Annotated in this window: 16 protein-coding genes, 8 tRNA genes and 1 rRNA gene; all 25 read left to right on the top strand. The window is 47.1% G+C overall.

What is annotated here, in order from left to right:
* Window positions 1-95 (top strand): 23S ribosomal RNA (locus J2T19_RS26395); the annotation flags it as partial.
* Between the two features lie 84 nt (window positions 96-179).
* Window positions 180-271, top strand: a tRNA-Ser gene (locus J2T19_RS26390).
* A 49-nt stretch (window positions 272-320) separates the two neighbouring features.
* Window positions 321-397: transfer RNA gene (locus J2T19_RS26385), tRNA-Met, on the top strand.
* Window positions 398-406: 9 nt separating this feature from the next.
* Window positions 407-482: transfer RNA gene (locus tag J2T19_RS26380), tRNA-Val, on the top strand.
* Window positions 483-487: 5 nt separating this feature from the next.
* Window positions 488-563, top strand: a tRNA-Thr gene (locus J2T19_RS26375).
* A 9-nt stretch (window positions 564-572) separates the two neighbouring features.
* Window positions 573-650, top strand: a tRNA-Asp gene (locus tag J2T19_RS26370).
* A 20-nt stretch (window positions 651-670) separates the two neighbouring features.
* Window positions 671-743: transfer RNA gene (locus J2T19_RS26365), tRNA-Phe, on the top strand.
* A 13-nt stretch (window positions 744-756) separates the two neighbouring features.
* A tRNA-Tyr gene (locus tag J2T19_RS26360) sits at window positions 757-842 on the top strand.
* Between the two features lie 7 nt (window positions 843-849).
* Window positions 850-922: transfer RNA gene (locus J2T19_RS26355), tRNA-Lys, on the top strand.
* A gap of 261 nt (window positions 923-1,183) precedes the next feature.
* On the top strand, window positions 1,184-2,365 hold the full coding sequence (locus J2T19_RS26350; protein WP_307221303.1) for a PucR family transcriptional regulator: 1,182 nt from the start codon (window positions 1,184-1,186) through the stop codon (window positions 2,363-2,365).
* Between the two features lie 103 nt (window positions 2,366-2,468).
* Window positions 2,469-3,593, top strand: a complete 1,125-nt coding sequence (locus J2T19_RS26345; RefSeq protein ID WP_145051889.1) for an ABC transporter ATP-binding protein — start codon at window positions 2,469-2,471, stop codon at window positions 3,591-3,593.
* Between the two features lie 368 nt (window positions 3,594-3,961).
* Complete coding sequence (gene hprK, locus J2T19_RS26340; RefSeq protein WP_307221299.1) at window positions 3,962-4,900, top strand: HPr(Ser) kinase/phosphatase; 939 nt, start codon at window positions 3,962-3,964, stop codon at window positions 4,898-4,900.
* A gap of 126 nt (window positions 4,901-5,026) precedes the next feature.
* Window positions 5,027-6,082, top strand: coding sequence for a prolipoprotein diacylglyceryl transferase (lgt, locus tag J2T19_RS26335; protein WP_239293569.1), 1,056 nt, complete (start codon window positions 5,027-5,029; stop codon window positions 6,080-6,082).
* 7 nt (window positions 6,083-6,089) lie between these two features.
* Entirely contained in the window at window positions 6,090-6,746 is a 657-nt protein-coding gene (ppaX, locus tag J2T19_RS26330) for a pyrophosphatase PpaX (protein WP_307221293.1), read from the top strand.
* Window positions 6,743-7,270 carry an acyltransferase gene (locus J2T19_RS26325; protein WP_307221290.1) on the top strand — a complete coding sequence of 176 codons (528 nt, stop codon included), beginning with the start codon at window positions 6,743-6,745 and terminating at the stop codon, window positions 7,268-7,270. Before ppaX ends, J2T19_RS26325 begins: the two co-directional genes overlap by 4 nt.
* Window positions 7,271-7,861: 591 nt before the next feature.
* Window positions 7,862-9,088 (top strand): ATP phosphoribosyltransferase regulatory subunit, encoded by a 1,227-nt coding sequence (locus J2T19_RS26320; RefSeq protein ID WP_307221287.1) that lies wholly within the window; start codon window positions 7,862-7,864, stop codon window positions 9,086-9,088.
* A gap of 1 nt (window position 9,089) precedes the next feature.
* Window positions 9,090-9,749, top strand: coding sequence for an ATP phosphoribosyltransferase (gene hisG / locus J2T19_RS26315; RefSeq protein WP_307221284.1), 660 nt, complete (start codon window positions 9,090-9,092; stop codon window positions 9,747-9,749).
* Between the two features lie 180 nt (window positions 9,750-9,929).
* The gene (hisD, locus tag J2T19_RS26310; protein ID WP_307221281.1) at window positions 9,930-11,234 is read left to right on the top strand and encodes a histidinol dehydrogenase; all 1,305 of its coding nucleotides are present in this window, start codon (window positions 9,930-9,932) and stop codon (window positions 11,232-11,234) included.
* On the top strand, window positions 11,227-11,856 hold the full coding sequence (hisB, locus tag J2T19_RS26305) for an imidazoleglycerol-phosphate dehydratase HisB (RefSeq protein ID WP_275446303.1): 630 nt from the start codon (window positions 11,227-11,229) through the stop codon (window positions 11,854-11,856). The genes hisD and hisB overlap by 8 nt, the downstream gene beginning before the upstream one ends.
* A 3-nt stretch (window positions 11,857-11,859) precedes the next feature.
* On the top strand, window positions 11,860-12,468 hold the full coding sequence (gene hisH, locus J2T19_RS26300) for an imidazole glycerol phosphate synthase subunit HisH (RefSeq protein ID WP_307221277.1): 609 nt from the start codon (window positions 11,860-11,862) through the stop codon (window positions 12,466-12,468).
* A gap of 198 nt (window positions 12,469-12,666) precedes the next feature.
* Window positions 12,667-13,401 (top strand): 1-(5-phosphoribosyl)-5-[(5-phosphoribosylamino)methylideneamino]imidazole-4-carboxamide isomerase, encoded by a 735-nt coding sequence (hisA, locus tag J2T19_RS26295; RefSeq protein ID WP_307221274.1) that lies wholly within the window; start codon window positions 12,667-12,669, stop codon window positions 13,399-13,401.
* Between the two features lie 29 nt (window positions 13,402-13,430).
* A complete protein-coding gene (gene hisF, locus J2T19_RS26290) occupies window positions 13,431-14,192 on the top strand; it encodes an imidazole glycerol phosphate synthase subunit HisF (protein WP_128099833.1) in 762 nt (253 codons plus the stop codon).
* Between the two features lie 13 nt (window positions 14,193-14,205).
* On the top strand, window positions 14,206-14,880 hold the full coding sequence (gene hisIE / locus J2T19_RS26285) for a bifunctional phosphoribosyl-AMP cyclohydrolase/phosphoribosyl-ATP diphosphatase HisIE (RefSeq protein ID WP_307221306.1): 675 nt from the start codon (window positions 14,206-14,208) through the stop codon (window positions 14,878-14,880).
* A 12-nt stretch (window positions 14,881-14,892) separates the two neighbouring features.
* Entirely contained in the window at window positions 14,893-15,732 is an 840-nt protein-coding gene (hisJ, locus tag J2T19_RS26280; RefSeq protein WP_307221271.1) for a histidinol-phosphatase HisJ, read from the top strand.
* 64 nt (window positions 15,733-15,796) lie between these two features.
* Window positions 15,797-16,744: a ribose-phosphate diphosphokinase gene (locus tag J2T19_RS26275; protein ID WP_307221268.1), complete on the top strand. Its 948-nt coding sequence runs from the start codon at window positions 15,797-15,799 to the stop codon at window positions 16,742-16,744.
* Window positions 16,745-16,894: the final 150 nt, after the last annotated feature.

The following is a 16,894-nucleotide window of genomic DNA, read 5'->3' as shown; positions in this document are numbered from 1 at the left end:
AAGACCCCTTGAAGACGACGAGGTAGATAGGCTGGGGGTGGAAGTGCAGTAATGCATGGAGCTGACCAGTACTAATCGGTCGAGGGCTTATCCAAATAGCAAGTTTTGATCGCAGACTTTCGTTTCGAATCTAGTTTTCAAGGAGCAATCCTTGTAATCATTGTTCATGATTGTTATTTGGAGAGATACCCAAGTGGCTATAAGGGGACCCTCTGCTAAGGGGTTAGGCTGTGTAAACGGTGCGAGGGTTCGAATCCCTCTCTCTCCGCCATCTTTATCCTAATGGAGATGGACAAGCAATCAAGACAATTCATTAATATGGCGGTGTAGCTCAGCTGGCTAGAGCGTACGGTTCATACCCGTAAGGTCGGGGGTTCGATCCCCTCCGCCGCTACCATATTACCCAGGAGGCTTAGCTCAGCTGGGAGAGCATCTGCCTTACAAGCAGAGGGTCGGGGGTTCGATCCCCTCAGCCTCCACCATATACGCCGGTGTAGCTCAACTGGTAGAGCAACTGACTTGTAATCAGTAGGTTGGGGGTTCAAGTCCTCTCGCCGGCACCATTAATGCCTGGAACCGTGGTGTAGTTGGCCTAACATGCCTGCCTGTCACGCAGGAGATCGCGGGTTCGAATCCCGTCGGTTCCGCCATTAATCCCAATACAAAATAAGGCTCGGTAGCTCAGTCGGTAGAGCAGAGGACTGAAAATCCTCGTGTCGGCGGTTCGATTCCGTCCCGAGCCACCTTATTTTTTTTGGAGGATTAGCGAAGCGGCCAAACGCATCAGACTGTAAATCTGCTCCCTTACGGGTTCGGTGGTTCGAATCCATCATCCTCCACCAGTTTTATGAGTCATTAGCTCAGTTGGTAGAGCACCTGACTTTTAATCAGGGTGTCGAAGGTTCGAGCCCTTCATGACTCATCATATAGAAAGAGTGAATAATCATTAACATGATTATTCACTCTTTTTTTTGTTTTGAAATTAAAACTAATGAAATAGTAGCCGAGTACTTATTGAATAATATTCTAGGGAACCTAGATAACACATGGATAAAAGGGTCAGCTGCCAATACACAATAAATTATAAATTTTCGTAATCGTTGTGATAAACCCATAGGTAAAAGGCGATCTCCCTTAGGATATGATAAGATAGTAGAAAAAACAGAGTGGTGACGTTCATATTATGATGATCATACCAGGTCTTAAACAACAAATTGAAACAGTTATCGGTACTACATTAGATGAATATGAAGTTACTATAGAAGAATGGGAAGAGTCAGCGGCCAAGTTATTCGATCATAACTATGATAACCCTATCTATAATGGAGAGCACGACGGTCAACCAAGCGAGGCGAAAAGGGACAATTTTACTGAAGCACGCAGTCTGAGTACGGGAGAACGGATTTATTTTAAAGTCGGAGTGAATGCCAAAGAAGGAAATATTATATGTTGGGGATGCTCTACTGAAGCGATTACTAGAGAAACCAAGGGACTCATCGAGCTTCTAATCCTTAACAACACAGAAGCATCACTCGAAGAAGCGCCTGTAGTATATGAAAGTGATCGAGAGCAGCAGCTTGCTGAACTGGGTCAATGGCTTGTACAGCAGATAAACGATCCATCCGAATATGAATCGGTACCAGCGCATTTATCGACTGTGGCGGAGCTGAGCACAGAGAAAATTCCTTTTTTGATGCAGTGTGAAACACCGGATGCTCATCGTATTCGCTCCAAAGAGCTTAATAAACTATTGGAGAGTTACTTCGGTGAGTTAATTATATTAATTCCTATGGGAGACCAAGAGTGGGTCTTTCTAGCTGATGAAGAGATTGTTATGGGTGAGGCTGAGGAGGATACCGTTGAGGCGAGGAAAGATCTGCTTAATGCCTTCTGTCTTGGACTATATGAGTTGGTAGCGAGTGAATGGGCTGGTGTATTCCATCTATCTGCATTGTTACCTTGTCACCCAGCAACTCAATTGGCGCCTGCTACTGCACTTCTGCAGGAAAGTGTACAGCTAGGCAGGGCATTCCATGTCGCACAGCATATCCATCTTCCATGGAATTTACAACTGGAACAGGTTGTTGCTAGTATCCCCCAGCAGCAGCGACATCGGTTCATTAAGGATACAGGTAAAGATACCGCAATATTTAACGATAGTGAGACCCTCACAACGCTAGAGACCTTTTTTAGCTTGGATTGCAACGTAAGCGAGACGGCCAAGCGGCTTTTCATCCACCGGAATACACTCGTTTATCGTCTGGATAAGATCAAACAAGAGATTGGATACGATGTTAGAAGCTTTGAAAGTGCTGTTCTAGTGCGGCTTTTGCTGCTTATGTACAAAGTGACGAAAAAGCTCTGATATTTTTGTGCAGTTTGCGAATAGTCAAACATCACATGCATGGGTTATTATAAAACTACAAAATGTATTCGATTACAAAATGATCTCTGAGGAGGCAACAATCATGGCAGGTGTACGTTTAGAGCATATTTTTAAAAAATACCCGGGTTCCGATAAAGCAACAGTAGTTGACATTAACCTGGACATTAAAGATAAAGAATTCTTGGTACTGGTAGGTCCGTCCGGTTGTGGTAAATCAACAACACTGCGTATGATCGCAGGCCTTGAGGAAATTTCCGAAGGTAAACTCTACATCGGTGACCGTGTCGTAAATGATGTTGCTCCTAAAGACCGCGATATCGCGATGGTATTCCAATCCTACGCCTTGTATCCGCATATGAGCGTATATCAAAACATGGCGTTTGGTTTGAAATTGCGTAAAGTGAAAAAAGACGAGATCGACAAACGTGTACGTGAAGCAGCTAAAATTTTGGATATCGAGCATTTGCTTGAGCGTAAACCTAAGGCATTGTCCGGTGGTCAACGTCAGCGTGTCGCTCTAGGACGTGCGATTGTCCGTGACCCACAAGTCTTCTTGATGGATGAGCCACTTTCCAACTTGGATGCTAAACTTCGTGGTCAGATGCGTGCGGAAATCACAAAACTGGCTAAACGTTTGGAAACAACTGTTATCTACGTAACGCATGACCAAATCGAAGCAATGACGATGGGTGACCGGATCGTAGTTATGAAGGATGGTATCATCCAACAAGCTGCTTCTCCTGAAGAGCTTTACAACCATCCGTCCAACCTGTTTGTAGCTGGTTTCATCGGTTCCCCGACAATGAACTTTATCTCGGGTAAACTGGCTGAGCAAGGTGCAAACCTTCACTTCGTAGCTCCAGGCGTGGACGTTGAAATCCCGCAAGGTAAAGCACAAGTGCTGAAATCTAGAGGATATGTTGGTAAAGAAGTGATTCTGGGTGTTCGTCCAGAAGACATTCACGAAGAGCCAGTATTCTTGGAAGCATCCCCGAACTCTGTATTCTCTACACATGTAGATGTAACAGAGAACTTGGGTCACGAAATGCTCCTCTACTTGAGTGGTGTAGGTAACGATACTACAATCGCACGTGTAGACGGACGTTCTAACACTCGTGATGGTTCCACAGTTAAAATGGCAATTGACATGAACAAGGTTCATATCTTTGACAAAGAGACTGAAGTGAACGTACTTCTTCAAGACTAATATTACTGGGATTCCTCGGTAACGATGAAATCTATCAGTTAACGCAATCATACATTGTATTCAGAGCCCCTTCCGTTATTGCTGGAAGGGGCTTTTTTGACTAATAACAGGCATAGTCCAAGATTGCATTCAGTGGTGAATTCATTTAAGATTATTTGAAGGTTATCGATTGATGAAACAGAGTTCGAGTATGCTATACCTGCATAGAAAACATCCGATAACTGTGGTCTGTCTTCGCTGAATGACGTTGATTGACGTTTCGTATAGGCTGCACATGGAATCAAACTGAATGCGCTCTTAAAGTAGTGAAATAATGTGTCATCTTGATGTACATACAGAGGCAGCGAATGCTGAAAGGAAGAGACAAAATGGCGAAAAAAGTGAAAGTATCCGAGTTAGTGCAACAATTTCAGCTTGAAGTTGTTTCAGGATCTCATGGATTAAAGAGATTCATTACAGTAGACGATCTGAACCGACCTGGCCTAGAAATGGCTGGTTATTTTGAATATCATCCGCAGGAACGGGTACAGCTTCTTGGAAGAACCGAGCTGGCCTTTTTTGCAATGTTGCCTGAACAAGAACGCCGTGATCGGATGCAGCGTCTATGCACAGAAGAGACACCTTGTATTGTTGTCACGCGTGGGCTGGACGTTCCACAAGAGCTGATCGATATAAGTGAAGAGCAAAACCTCTCTGTACTTCGTAGTAATATGGCAACGACGATCCTGTCGAGCCGGATTACTGGTTTCCTTGAGGGCAAGCTGGCACCAACAGCGACCATCCATGGTGTTTTGTGTGATGTGTATGGTGTAGGGATGTTGATTACGGGAAGTAGTGGTATCGGTAAAAGTGAGACGGCCTTGGAATTGGTTAAACGTGGACATCGCTTGATTGCCGATGATGCGGTAGAGATTCGCCAAACCTCCGACTTCCAACTTCACGGAACAGCGCCAGAGTTGATTCGTCATTTGCTGGAGATTCGCGGAGTTGGTATCATCAACGTCATGACGCTGTTTGGTGCGGGTGCTGTACGTAACAATAAACGAATTACGCTTGTTGTTCGACTTGAAGCATGGCAACAAGACAAGCAGTATGACCGTCTTGGATTGGACGAGGAGACTACACGAATTATTGATACGGATGTACCTCTGGTTACGATCCCGGTTCGTCCTGGTCGAAATCTAGCTGTAATCATCGAGGTTGCAGCCATGAACTACCGTCTGAAGCAAATGGGATTGAATGCGGCGCTGCAGTTTACGAATAAGTTGACAGCAACCATCTCAGAAGATATGGAAGACATGGATTAATTAAAAATAGTACAGGGAATTGTGGTATGAGACAAAGCTGTGCTTTGCTATACCACTTTTTCTTGGATATAGGTTACGTAGGAAGTATGCACAGTGGCATGAGTGAATTTATAGGAGTGTGAATGAATGGATACATTATTACTGTTGGACCCGGTTGCGTTCTCTATTGGACCGCTGACGGTTCACTGGTACGGATTAATTCTGGGTGCAGCAGCGCTTGTTGGTCTATTGCTGGTCATCCAGGAGGGAAAACGATATGCCATCCCGCAGGAAGTCTTCATGGACATGGTTCTGCTCGGCGTACCGTCTGCTATTATTGGAGCCAGAATTTATTATGTGGCATTTAAATGGGACGATTATAAGGACAATTTCTGGGATGTATTTAAAATATGGAATGGCGGTATCGCCATTTATGGGGCACTAATTGGTGCCATCATATGTGCAGTTATTTTCTTCCGTCGTAAAGGATATAACTTCTGGCGTATGGCCGATATTTGCGCGCCAGGTCTCATCGTTGGACAGATGATTGGGCGTTGGGGGAACTTCGTGAATCAGGAAGCCTACGGCGGACCTGTAGAGGAATCATTTTTGCGGAACAATCTGCATCTTCCAGACTTTATCGTCAATCAGATGAACGTAAATGGTGTATTCCATCATCCGGCTTTCTTGTATGAATCGTTATGGAGCCTAGTAGGTTTAGGGATTCTGCTCGTATTGCGTCGTCAGAAGTTTCTACGTGCAGGTGAACTGTTCATGTCTTATTTTATCTGGTACTCTATCGGTCGTTTCTTCATTGAAGCATTGCGCACAGATAGTCTTGGGTTCCAAGCGCCAGCATGGGTGGCTTCTGTCGTAAATGGAATGTGGTCTCCAATGACGGCAATGGGCTTCGAACAAGGATATCTAGATCCAGCGTATGGCAACGTTAGAATTTCGCAACTGCTGGCGATCGCTATTATCATTGTTGCGGTAGTATTCATCGTGGTAAGAAGAGTGACGGGTCGGGCAGATGTACGTTATAGTGACCCAATCGTATCGACGAAAGTACCCTCAGAACCATCGGATGATATGCCACAGACAGGTGCGCCAGGTACAGGTGCTGGCAAAGACAGCAAAGAAGATAAAACAACATCAACGCTAGCTAGAGAAGAGCAGAGGCAAGCTGAAGACAAAAAGGAGTAATGCAGGTATGATCAACACGGTTTTGTTTGATCTCGATGGAACGATTATAGATACGAATGAACTGATCATCAGCTCGTTCCTACATGTAATGGGAGAATGGGAGCATTCAGCTCCGTGGACAAGGGAAGAGATTATTCCACATATGGGTGGTACGTTGGAACAGCAGATGCGAACATTTTCTGGACAAGAGGATGTCTCTGAGTATGTGAAGGGCTACCGTGCATATAATGATATTCACCATGAGGCAATGGTGCAGCCTTTCCCGCATGTGTTGGAGGTTATTGAAGCTCTTCATCAAGCAGGTATTGTAATGGGAGTAGTGACAACGAAAATTCGTCCTTCTACACTTAAGGTGTTAGAGCGCTTCGACTTGCTCAAGTATATGCAAACTATTGTAACAGTCACGGATGTAACCCATCCGAAACCTCATGCTGAACCGGTATTGAAGGCGATGAACGAGCTTGGTGCCGATCCTGCCAAAACATTGATGATTGGTGACAGCCCCGTGGATATTCAGTCGGCTCAAAATGCAGGTGCACTCTCCGTAGGTGTGGCTTGGTCTCTCAAGGGAGAAGAAAAACTGAAAGAATACAACCCGGATCATATTGTGCACGATATGAGGGATCTGCTTACACTTACAGGTATTGAAGCGAGACGTACATGAGAAAAGTAACCCGCTATCCGGTAGAAGGTCATAATGCATTATGGCACATCTATCAGACCGTAAGCCCATGGAAGGGTGTTCGTAATTTTATCTGGATTCAGCTATCACGTTACTGTCCGATTCTATCGGTAAAGAACTGGATCTATCGCCGAATGCTTGGCATGAAGGTAGGTAAACATACGGCATTTGGCTTAATGGTGATGGTAGATGTGTTTTTTCCGGAGAAGATCACGGTGGGCGAAAACTCAGTCATCGGATACAGCACGACCATTCTGGCTCATGAATATCTAATCAAAGAGTACAGGCTGGGCGAGGTCATTATCGGTGAGAATGTACTCATTGGTGCGAATACAACCATCTTGCCGGGGGTAACCATCGGGGATGGAGCTGTGGTTGCAGCAGGTGCTGTAGTTCACAAGGATGTTGCACCAGGAGCCTTTGTGGGAGGAAATCCACTACGGGATCTATCCCGGTCTGCATCTCTAGAGCATGATGTGCTCGTGAAGACAGATGAACCATTTTAGGAAATGAAGGTCGTTGGAAAACGGCATTTAAGGCATTACATGAATACCTAAGACTTATTATTAGAAACATAGGAACTAATAAGATATATCCAGTGGTTAAGGTGAAATCTGAACCGCTGAGGGAGAAGCTGCTAAGGGCAGCTTTTTTCATATATAAATATTCTCGTCACGCTTATAAAATGCGGGTAAACCATAGAAGGAAGATGGCAGGCTAGCTGTGTGGTTTTGTTGACGATGTGGCGTCATTCATGTTATCATATCCCATATCCTTTAGTTTGTTAGCACTTTACCATGCGAAAGCAATAGGGACAGAAAGAGAAATAAAAATTCTCCTCTCGCTGAGGGTCTGAACCCATAGAAATAATGCGCTGCATAGCAGCTAGAGCACAAGAACGGCTTAACAGAAGAACGCATAAAGGATTTACGAAGGCATTTTGGGGCTTAGGCTGATACAGATAGATGCTAACTACATAAATCCTGTTGAGATACAGATTGAAATGAAAATTGACGGATGAATTGATGCAAGAATCCATATACAGACTTACAGACTGCTGCACAATCTAAACTACTGACTCGGGGTGAATGATACAAATGTCTAAACCAAAAGGCTTCGAGAAACCAACCGGTTTCCGTGACTATACACCGCTTGTCGTGAACAAGCTGAGAACGATTGAGCGAAATGCACTAGAATGCATGGAACGCTGGGGTTATCGCCAGATTATGACGCCAACGATTGAGTATTACGATACGGTAGGTGTAGCCAGCTCTACATCAGATCGTAAATTGTTCAAGTTGCTGAATAGCCGAGGAACAACGCTCGTGTTGAGATCGGATCTGACAGCTCCTATTGCGCGGGTGGTATCTTCTCTACTGAAGGATGAGCCGCTACCACTCCGTTTGTCTTATCATGCAAATGTGTTCCGCTCCATTGAAGAGGAAGCGGGACGTGAAGCTGAATTTTTCCAGACGGGTGTTGAACTCGTAGGTGATGATTCCCCTGAAGCGGATGCAGAGGTGGTTGCTTTGGCGATTGCCTCTTTACAGGCAGCGGGTGTGTCTTCTTTTAAAATAGCGATGGGTCACATGGGTTTCCTGAATGGATTGTTGGAAGAGGTTATCCCGGGTCAGACTACACAGCAGCAAGAATTGAAGAAGGGATTGCTCGGGCGGGACTACGTTGGTTATCGGGAATCTATTGAAGCACTTGATCTTGAACCAAAGTTGAAGGCACAACTTGAGGCAATTCTACGTTTGCGAGGTGGCAAAGAGATCTGTGCTGAAGCAACTCAATTAAGCTCTAGTCCGGAAGCGGCAGAGTCTATCGCCCATCTGTGTGCAGTATTTGAGGTGTTAGAGGCGTATGGAGTCTCTGAGCATGTGTTGATCGATCTGACGATGATTGGTGACTTCTCGTATTATACAGGTATGACATTTGAAGGTTATGCGGCCGAGCTTGGATCGCCTGTATGCAGTGGTGGACGATATGATAATCTGCTGCAGCAGTTTGGACGTGCGCTTCCGGCTACAGGGTTTGCGCTTAAAACAAACCGGATCATCGACGGAGTACATGGCATTACAATAGAAGAAGAAAAGCCTGTGCTGATTGAATATCAGTCTGAATGCCGAGCTGAAGCACTTACGGAAGCGGCGCGGTTACGCAGTTTAGGAAAGAACGTTGTGACAGCCCTTCTCTCCGAAGAGAACAGCATCACTGAAACGGCGAAGGTAGCTGTAACCTCTGGTGAACATGAAGCGCGGAGTGACAAGCGGTATGCCGAGGTCATTCGTTATTCATCTGAAGAAAGGGGAGCACGCTGAGATGTCGGATATTTTGAAGGTAGCAATGCCTAAGGGTCGAATCTATAAAAAAGCTTCAAAGTTATTCCGTGAAGCAGGTCTCGACATTCCCGTTGATGTGGATGATACACGCAAGCTGGTCATTGAGGTGCCTGAAGCGGGTATGGAATTTATTATGGCGAAGCCTGTGGATGTCCCGACCTATGTAGAATATGGTGTGGCTGATATCGGGATCGTGGGCAAGGACGTACTGCTTGAGGAAAACCGGGATGTCTATGAGCTGCTCAACCTGGGAATTGCACAGTGCCGGATGTCCGTTATTGGCCTTCCTGATTGGAAGCCAGGTATTCAGCAACGTGTAGCAACCAAATACCCGATCATTGCTTCCCAATATTTCAGAGAACAAGGACAGCAGGTGGAAGTCATTAAGCTGAACGGCTCCATTGAGCTTGCTCCACTGATTGGCTTAGCAGATCGAATTGTCGATCTGGTCGAGACGGGGCAGACACTACGCGAGAATGGATTGGTGGAAATGAATTCAATTCTTGATATCACCAGTCGCCTTATTGCCAACCGGGTTAGTTATCGGATGAAGAATGATCGGATTCAGTCGTTATGCGACGCATTGCAGAAGGTTATTCCAGCTTCGACGGAGATGTCTGGCGGGATACTGCGAGGCTAACGAAAGCCTCTTAGCTTATTATCATGGACATGTAGCAGACCTCGTTAGATGTGTAGTGCAGCAGAGCATTATGTGCTGAGAACTACACTGGGAGCAAAACTGCGGCGGGATAGAAGTTATAGATATCAAAGAATGAACATATAGCACGGCAGTAATACAGGAGAGAAGGAGGTTATATGCATGAAAATTGTACCTGCACGGGAGTTTAATCTGAAGCGGGAAGTCGAATATGGTACACCTGAGCAAAATGAAACCGTACGACGCATTGTCAGTGACATCCGCCGAGAAGGTGATACCGCGTTGCTCCGGTACACAGAGCAACTGGATCGGACGAAGCTCGCGGCTTCAGAGCTTCATGTGCCGCAGGAAGAGCTACAAGCAGCGTATGCCGCGGTGGAGCCATCATTTGTAACGGCGATTCGGCAGGCAGCCGCTAATATTCGTGCGTTTCATGAGAAGCAGAAACGCAATTCTTGGATGGATTGGCAGCCAGACGGCAGTCTGCTGGGCCAGGTAATCCGACCGCTGAAGCGGGTCGGTGTATATGTACCTGGCGGCAAAGCAGCGTACCCTTCGTCGGTGCTGATGAATGTGATTCCGGCACAGGTAGCGGGTGTGCCGGAGATTGTTCTGGTAACGCCGCCATCTACTAATGGTGGCGAAGGTATTAACCCGTACATTCTCGTGGCTGCCGCGGAAGCAGGCGTAAGCGAGATGTACCGGGTTGGCGGCGCGCAAGCCATCGCCGCCCTCGCCTACGGCACGGAGAGTATTGCCCCGGTGGATAAGATCTGTGGACCGGGCAATATTTACGTGGCGCTCGCGAAGCGCGAAGTGTATGGGGCGGTCGATATCGACAGTATCGCGGGGCCGAGTGAGATTGTGGTGCTTGCCGATGATACGGCGAATCCGGTGTATGTTGCCGCAGACTTATTGTCGCAGGCGGAACATGACGAGATGGCATCGGCTATTCTCGTCACGACTTCGGCTACGCTGGCGGAAGCCGTGCAGGCCGAGGTGAAGCGGCAACTGGACGTGCTGCCGCGTAGAGATATTGCGGCTGCTTCGGTGGAGCAGTATGGTGCAATTATCGTGGTTGATTCCTTAGATGAAGGAATTGATGTGGTGAATCGCCTTGCACCGGAGCACTTAGAGATTATGGTGCAAGAGCCGATGGCTTATGCTGGACGGATTGAGAACGCTGGTGCCATCTTCTTAGGGCCATATAGCTCGGAACCGGTAGGGGATTATTTTGCCGGTCCGAATCATATTATTCCGACGAATGGTACAGCCCGGTTCAGTTCACCGGTGGATGTGGATGATTTTATTAAGAAATCCAGCTTGATCTATTACAGCAAGGAAGCGTTGCTCCAGAACGGAGCGGCTATTATAGAGTTGGCAAGGCATGAAGGGCTTGAAGGTCACGCCCGCGCAATCGCTGTGCGGTTAGAACAGGAAGGAAAGGCGGAATCAGATCATGGATAATCAAGAGAATGGCTTGGGACTAGAGAACAAAGGTGCTGTGCGCGAGGCACAGGTAGACCGCAAAACGAATGAGACCAATATTCAACTCGCATTTTCCGTCGATGGAACGGGTCAATCGGTGATCGAGACGGATGTGCCATTTCTGAACCACATGCTGGATCTGTTCACGAAGCACGGACAATTCGATCTAAACGTACAAGCGCGCGGGGACATTGATATTGATGATCACCACACTGTAGAGGACATCGGGATCTGTCTTGGACAGACTTTACGAGAAGCATTGGGCGACAAACGGGGCATTAAGCGTTATGCCAGTGTATTCGTACCTATGGATGAGGCTCTGGCTCAGGTCATCATTGATGTCTCCAACCGACCTCACTTTGAGTATCGTGCAGAATATCCATCCCAGCAGGTTGGCAGCTTCTCCACAGAGCTTGTGCATGAGTTTCTGTGGAAACTGGCATTGGAAGCTCGGATTACCTTACATGTGATTGTGCACTACGGACAGAACACACATCATATGATTGAAGCAATATTCAAGGCACTTGGCCGAGCATTAGATGAGGCAACGATGATTGATCCACGTGTAACGGGTGTGCCTTCCACGAAGGGAGTGCTGTAGACGATGGCGATTGCAATTGTCGATTACGGTATGGGGAACCTGCACAGCGTCGGCAAAGCGGTCGAACGTCTAGGCTATGAAGCGCTGGTAACGGGAGACCGTGAGGCGATTCTGGGTGCAGATGGTGTGATTCTGCCCGGTGTAGGTGCATTTGGTGATGCGATGGAGCATCTCCGGGAGAGTGGTCTGGATGCTGTAGTTAAAGAAGCTGCTGCTGGGTCGAAGCCTCTGCTCGGTATTTGTCTTGGGATGCAGTTATTGTTCAGCTCTAGTGAAGAGCACGGGGAACATAAGGGACTAAACATTTTACCAGGTAAAGTGGTGCGCTTCGCCCCAGGCGAACTGAAGGTTCCACATATGGGCTGGAACCGTCTGGAGTTCCTACAACCGGAAAACCCGTTGTTGGCTGGCCTTGATGCAGGTCACGTGTATTTCGTCCATTCATATCATGCAGTTACTGAAGTGCAAAGTGATCTACTGGCAGTCACCGATTACGGACATCCTGTGACGGCAATTGTGGGTAGAGGATCAAACTTCGGTATGCAGTTCCATCCGGAAAAAAGTGGCGAGCTAGGCATGAAGCTTCTGGGTAATTTCTTGGCTTTAACGTAAACGGCTGTATATGTTTGAGCATTAATTATGTTCAAAGTAGAGCTTCACTGGAATGAATTGAATAGCTCGTGTAAGACAACATAATTTGAATATTCGGTACATTGAGGACAGATTGAATCATTATGCAGTAGAGTAGTGAGTTCTGAAATGTACTCTAAACTAAACATCAGCTATAAAGCGATAATCAGGAGGGCTTGTATGTCATCTTTTATCATATATCCAGCAATCGATATCCGAGACGGCAAATGTGTAAGACTGGTGCAAGGCGATTACAATCAGGAGACGGTATACAACGATGACCCTGTACAAGTTGCCCTATCTTGGGAGAAGCAAGGCGGTACATATGTTCATCTCGTAGATCTGGACGGTGCTAAGGCTGGACATCCCGTTAATGATGAGCTGATCGGGCGAATCGCTTCAGCAGTAAACGTGCCTGTTCAGGTTGGTGGCGGTCTTCGTACAGTTGCCGATGTGGAGCGTTTGCTCGGACTTGGTGTTAGCCGACTTATTATTGGAACAGCGGCGATTGAGGATCGTGCTTTTACGGAGGAAGTGTTGGGACGATACGGCGATAAGGTTGCCATCGGGATAGATGCTCGTAACGGTTATGTCGCTACACGAGGCTGGCTTGAAACATCAGAAGTTCAGGCTGAAGTGCTGGCGAAGGAGCTGGCTGCATTCGGCGCAGAAACATTCATCTTCACTGATATTTCTCGGGACGGCATGATGCAAGGACCCAATGTGGAAGCGATTGTGTCTCTAGCTAAGGCGAGCGGCAGAACCGTCATTGCTTCCGGTGGTGTGAGCGTCATGGATGATCTACTTCGCCTTAGCCGCCATGCAGAGGATGGCGTTGGTGGAGCAATCGTGGGCAAAGCGCTATATACAGGTAGCATCGATCTGACTGAAGCGGTACGTTCGGTGAATAAATAAGCGATATTCGGGTAGAGAGGAAGAGGAGCATGCTGGCAAAAAGAATCATTCCTTGTCTGGACGTGAAGGACGGGCGGGTTGTCAAAGGCGTTAACTTCGTCAATCTCCGCGATGCGGGTGATCCGGTTGAGCTGGCGGCGCTATATGATCGCGAAGGTGCCGACGAACTGGTATTCCTCGATATTTCCGCTTCGGTAGAAGGACGGGAAACGATGGAAGAAGTTGTACGTCAAACGGCTGGCGAAATTGCGATTCCATTTACGGTGGGTGGAGGTATCTCCAAGGTTGAAGATATGAAGCGTATTTTGCGAGCAGGCGCGGACAAAATTGCCGTTAATACAGCAGCAGTGCTTAATCCTCAGTTGATTGCAGATGGGGCACGTCGGTTTGGTTCCCAGTGTATTGTGGTAGCGGTGGATGCCAAGTACAACGATGCTTGGGGCGAGTGGGAAGTCTATACCCATGGAGGCCGGAAAGCTTCAGGCATCAAGGCACTGGAATGGGTCAAGCAGGCTGAAGAATTAGGAGCAGGTGAAATTTTGCTGACAAGTATGGATGCGGACGGCACCAAAGATGGCTTCGATCTGAAGCTGACGGCTGCGGTATCAGAATCGGTGCGTATACCGGTTATCGCCTCAGGTGGTGCCGGCAAGGAATCCCACTTCTACGATGTGTTCACGGCGGGTAAAGCGGATGCGGGGCTCGCAGCAACGATATTCCATTATAAAGAAATCGCCGTACCGGCACTAAAACAACATTTGAGCGAACAAGGGGTGGAGATCCGTGAGTAATACAAGTAATGAAATGAAGGAACAATTGTCCCTTACACAGGTAGTGGAGCATATCCGCTGGAACGATGGATTGGTACCTGCCATTGTACAGGATGCTGAAACTCGCGAAGTCTTGATGATGGCTTACATGAACCGGGAGTCTTTGAAGCTGTCGCTGGAATCTGGTGAAACGTGGTTCTGGTCACGCTCTCGTCAAGAGCTATGGCACAAAGGAGCAACATCAGGCAACGTACAACAGATCACTTCGCTTAAATATGATTGCGATGGAGATACGTTACTTGTTGAGGTTAAACCGAATGGACCAGCTTGCCACACAGGTGAAGTGACTTGTTTCCACAATGAAATCACTGGTTTGCCGGAAACGTCCAAACAAGCAAGCGAAGCGGAGACACGTTTTGCTGTACTTGGTGAACTTGAATCTGTCATTGCTGAACGTGAGCGTGAGCGCCCAGAAGGGGCTTATACGACATATCTGTTCGACAAGGGCGTAGATAAAATTCTCAAAAAAATCGGTGAAGAAGCATCGGAGACGATCATTGCCGCGAAAAATAAAGATAATGACGAGCTGCGTCTGGAAGTCAGTGACCTCATGTATCACTTGCTCGTTCTCCTTCAAGAGCGCAAGTTGCCACTGGACGATATTATGTCAGAGCTGAGCCGTCGTCACGAGCGGCCGCGCCGCGATTAGGAGGAGACAGGCGTGCGAATAGACTATCATACACATCATGAGCGGTGTGGTCATGCCGTTGGTAAGTTGGAAGAGTATGTGAAGCGTGGCATAGACATTGGGCTATCCCAGATCGGGCTGTCTGATCATATGCCGTTACTCCATGTAGATCCAGCCAATTATTATCCCGAGATGGCTATGCCGATGGATGAGCTTCCACGCTATGTTGAGGAGTGTTTCTCCCTGAAGGAAAAATATCGTGGTCAGATTGATGTGCGTGTCGGTCTGGAGGGCGATTATATTGAAGGCTGGGAGAATGAGATTCGAGCGATTATTGAACGGTATCCGTGGGATTATGTCATTGGATCTGTGCATTTCCTGGGCGAATGGGATATTACTGACTTCCGTCAAACGCATCACTGGGAAGGGCGTAACGTGTTGGAAGTATATCGCCAATACTATGATGCGGTGAGTAAGGCTGCTGCTACGGGAATGTATGACATTATGGGACATAGTGACGTCATCAAGCGATTCGGCTTCTTCCCTGCACCTGAGGAGGTAGATGAGCGTATTACACTAGAGAATGCTACTCTGCAAGTGATAGCTAAGAGCGGCTGTGCAATGGAGCTTAATGCCTCAGGGTTATCGAAGCCCTGTGCTGAGATGTTTCCTGGGCGTCGGATGCTAACGAAAGCGATTGAGTTAGGTATCCCGTTGACGCTTGGCTCCGATGCGCATGATCCTATGAAGCTGGGGGACTACCTACCTGAGGCAGAAGCACTTTTGCATGAGTTGGGGTGCACCGAGGTGGCTGTCTTTGAAAGTCGCCGTCGCTCTTTCGTTCCTTTAAATAGAGGAGACAGTAGAGTATAATAAGGTTGAAAATAACCTTATTCATAAGGGATTATATAGGGGCTTCAACCCTCGGGAGGGCATTATGCAGCAATCGTTACGTATTTTTTCCGGTTCATCGAACCCGAAGCTGGCAGAACAAGTATGCGACAAGCTGGGAGTACAGCTAGGCAAGATCAAGCTGTCCCGGTTCAAGAGCGGAGAGATATACGTTCATTATGAAGAGACTATTCGTAACTGTGATGTGTTTCTAATTCAGTCGTTGTCTAACCCGATTAATGAGTTGTTCGTTGAACTGCTCGTTATGATTGATGCTGCGAAGCGAGCGTCTGCTCGGACAGTGAATATCATCGTTCCCTATTATGGATATGCTCGTCAGGAGCGTAAGTCAGCCCCGCGTGAACCGATCTCAGCCAAGATGGTTGCCGATGTGTTGACCACGGCTGGAGCGAACCGGGTTGTGACGATTGACCTCCATGCAGCAGCTATCCAAGGATTCTTCAATATTCCGGTTGATCATATGACGTCATTAGATCTAATCAGTGAATATTTGTTAAGCAAAGGTATTGAACATCCGGTTGTTGTCTCCCCGGATGCTGGGCGTGCCTCTATGGCAGAGAAGCTAGCGAACCGGCTGGATTCACCTTTTGCCATCATGATCAAGAAGAGACCAAACCATAACGAATCTATCATTACCCATGTCATTGGTGATGTTGAAGGTCGCACACCGATCATTATTGAGGATCTAATTGATACAGGCACGACCATTCTGAATGTCGTTGAGGGACTCAAGGAGCGCGGTTCCAATAATGTATACGTATGTGCTACACACGGGTTGTTCTCCGATGGGGCATTAGCGAAACTCAATCATCCTTCGATAGCAGAGGTGGTTGTTACCGATTCGATTGCGCTGCCAGATGATCATCCTGAGTGCTTCAAAGTATTACCTGTTGCTCCGATGCTGGCAAGAGCCATTCGTATTATCGTTGATGGCGGCTCTATGGCAACACTGTTTAGAGATTCCGGCATTTAATGAAGGATCGGAGAATGAGTTTACTCCATAGAGTTGTTCCGTGTCTGAGATACCTGCTCAGCACGGCTTTTTTGTTTATTCATGAGACCGTCTGAATTCTAGGGAGTCAATTCCTTGCTTGTACTTCCGAAGCATGTGCTATAATAACAT

Origin of the sequence: Paenibacillus tundrae, from assembly GCF_030812775.1 — a bacterium.
Taxonomy (GTDB): Bacteria; Bacillota; Bacilli; order Paenibacillales; family Paenibacillaceae; genus Paenibacillus; species Paenibacillus tundrae_A.
The sequence above is the reverse complement of the archived record's forward strand: the minus strand, read 5'-3'. Positions and strand labels throughout refer to the sequence as shown.

Coding starts and splice junctions, on each gene's coding strand:
- hisG (WP_307221284.1), top strand. CDS start 9,090: ATGTCGGATATTTTGAAGGTAGCAATGCCTAAGGGTCGAATCTATAAA.
- hisH (WP_307221277.1), top strand. CDS start 11,860: ATGGCGATTGCAATTGTCGATTACGGTATGGGGAACCTGCACAGCGTC.
- hisD (WP_307221281.1), top strand. CDS start 9,930: ATGAAAATTGTACCTGCACGGGAGTTTAATCTGAAGCGGGAAGTCGAA.
- hprK (WP_307221299.1), top strand. CDS start 3,962: ATGGCGAAAAAAGTGAAAGTATCCGAGTTAGTGCAACAATTTCAGCTT.
- hisF (WP_128099833.1), top strand. CDS start 13,431: ATGCTGGCAAAAAGAATCATTCCTTGTCTGGACGTGAAGGACGGGCGG.
- J2T19_RS26325 (WP_307221290.1), top strand. CDS start 6,743: ATGAGAAAAGTAACCCGCTATCCGGTAGAAGGTCATAATGCATTATGG.
- ppaX (WP_307221293.1), top strand. CDS start 6,090: ATGATCAACACGGTTTTGTTTGATCTCGATGGAACGATTATAGATACG.
- J2T19_RS26320 (WP_307221287.1), top strand. CDS start 7,862: ATGTCTAAACCAAAAGGCTTCGAGAAACCAACCGGTTTCCGTGACTAT.
- hisB (WP_275446303.1), top strand. CDS start 11,227: ATGGATAATCAAGAGAATGGCTTGGGACTAGAGAACAAAGGTGCTGTG.
- hisIE (WP_307221306.1), top strand. CDS start 14,206: ATGAAGGAACAATTGTCCCTTACACAGGTAGTGGAGCATATCCGCTGG.
- J2T19_RS26350 (WP_307221303.1), top strand. CDS start 1,184: ATGATGATCATACCAGGTCTTAAACAACAAATTGAAACAGTTATCGGT.
- lgt (WP_239293569.1), top strand. CDS start 5,027: ATGGATACATTATTACTGTTGGACCCGGTTGCGTTCTCTATTGGACCG.
- J2T19_RS26275 (WP_307221268.1), top strand. CDS start 15,797: ATGCAGCAATCGTTACGTATTTTTTCCGGTTCATCGAACCCGAAGCTG.
- J2T19_RS26345 (WP_145051889.1), top strand. CDS start 2,469: ATGGCAGGTGTACGTTTAGAGCATATTTTTAAAAAATACCCGGGTTCC.
- hisA (WP_307221274.1), top strand. CDS start 12,667: ATGTCATCTTTTATCATATATCCAGCAATCGATATCCGAGACGGCAAA.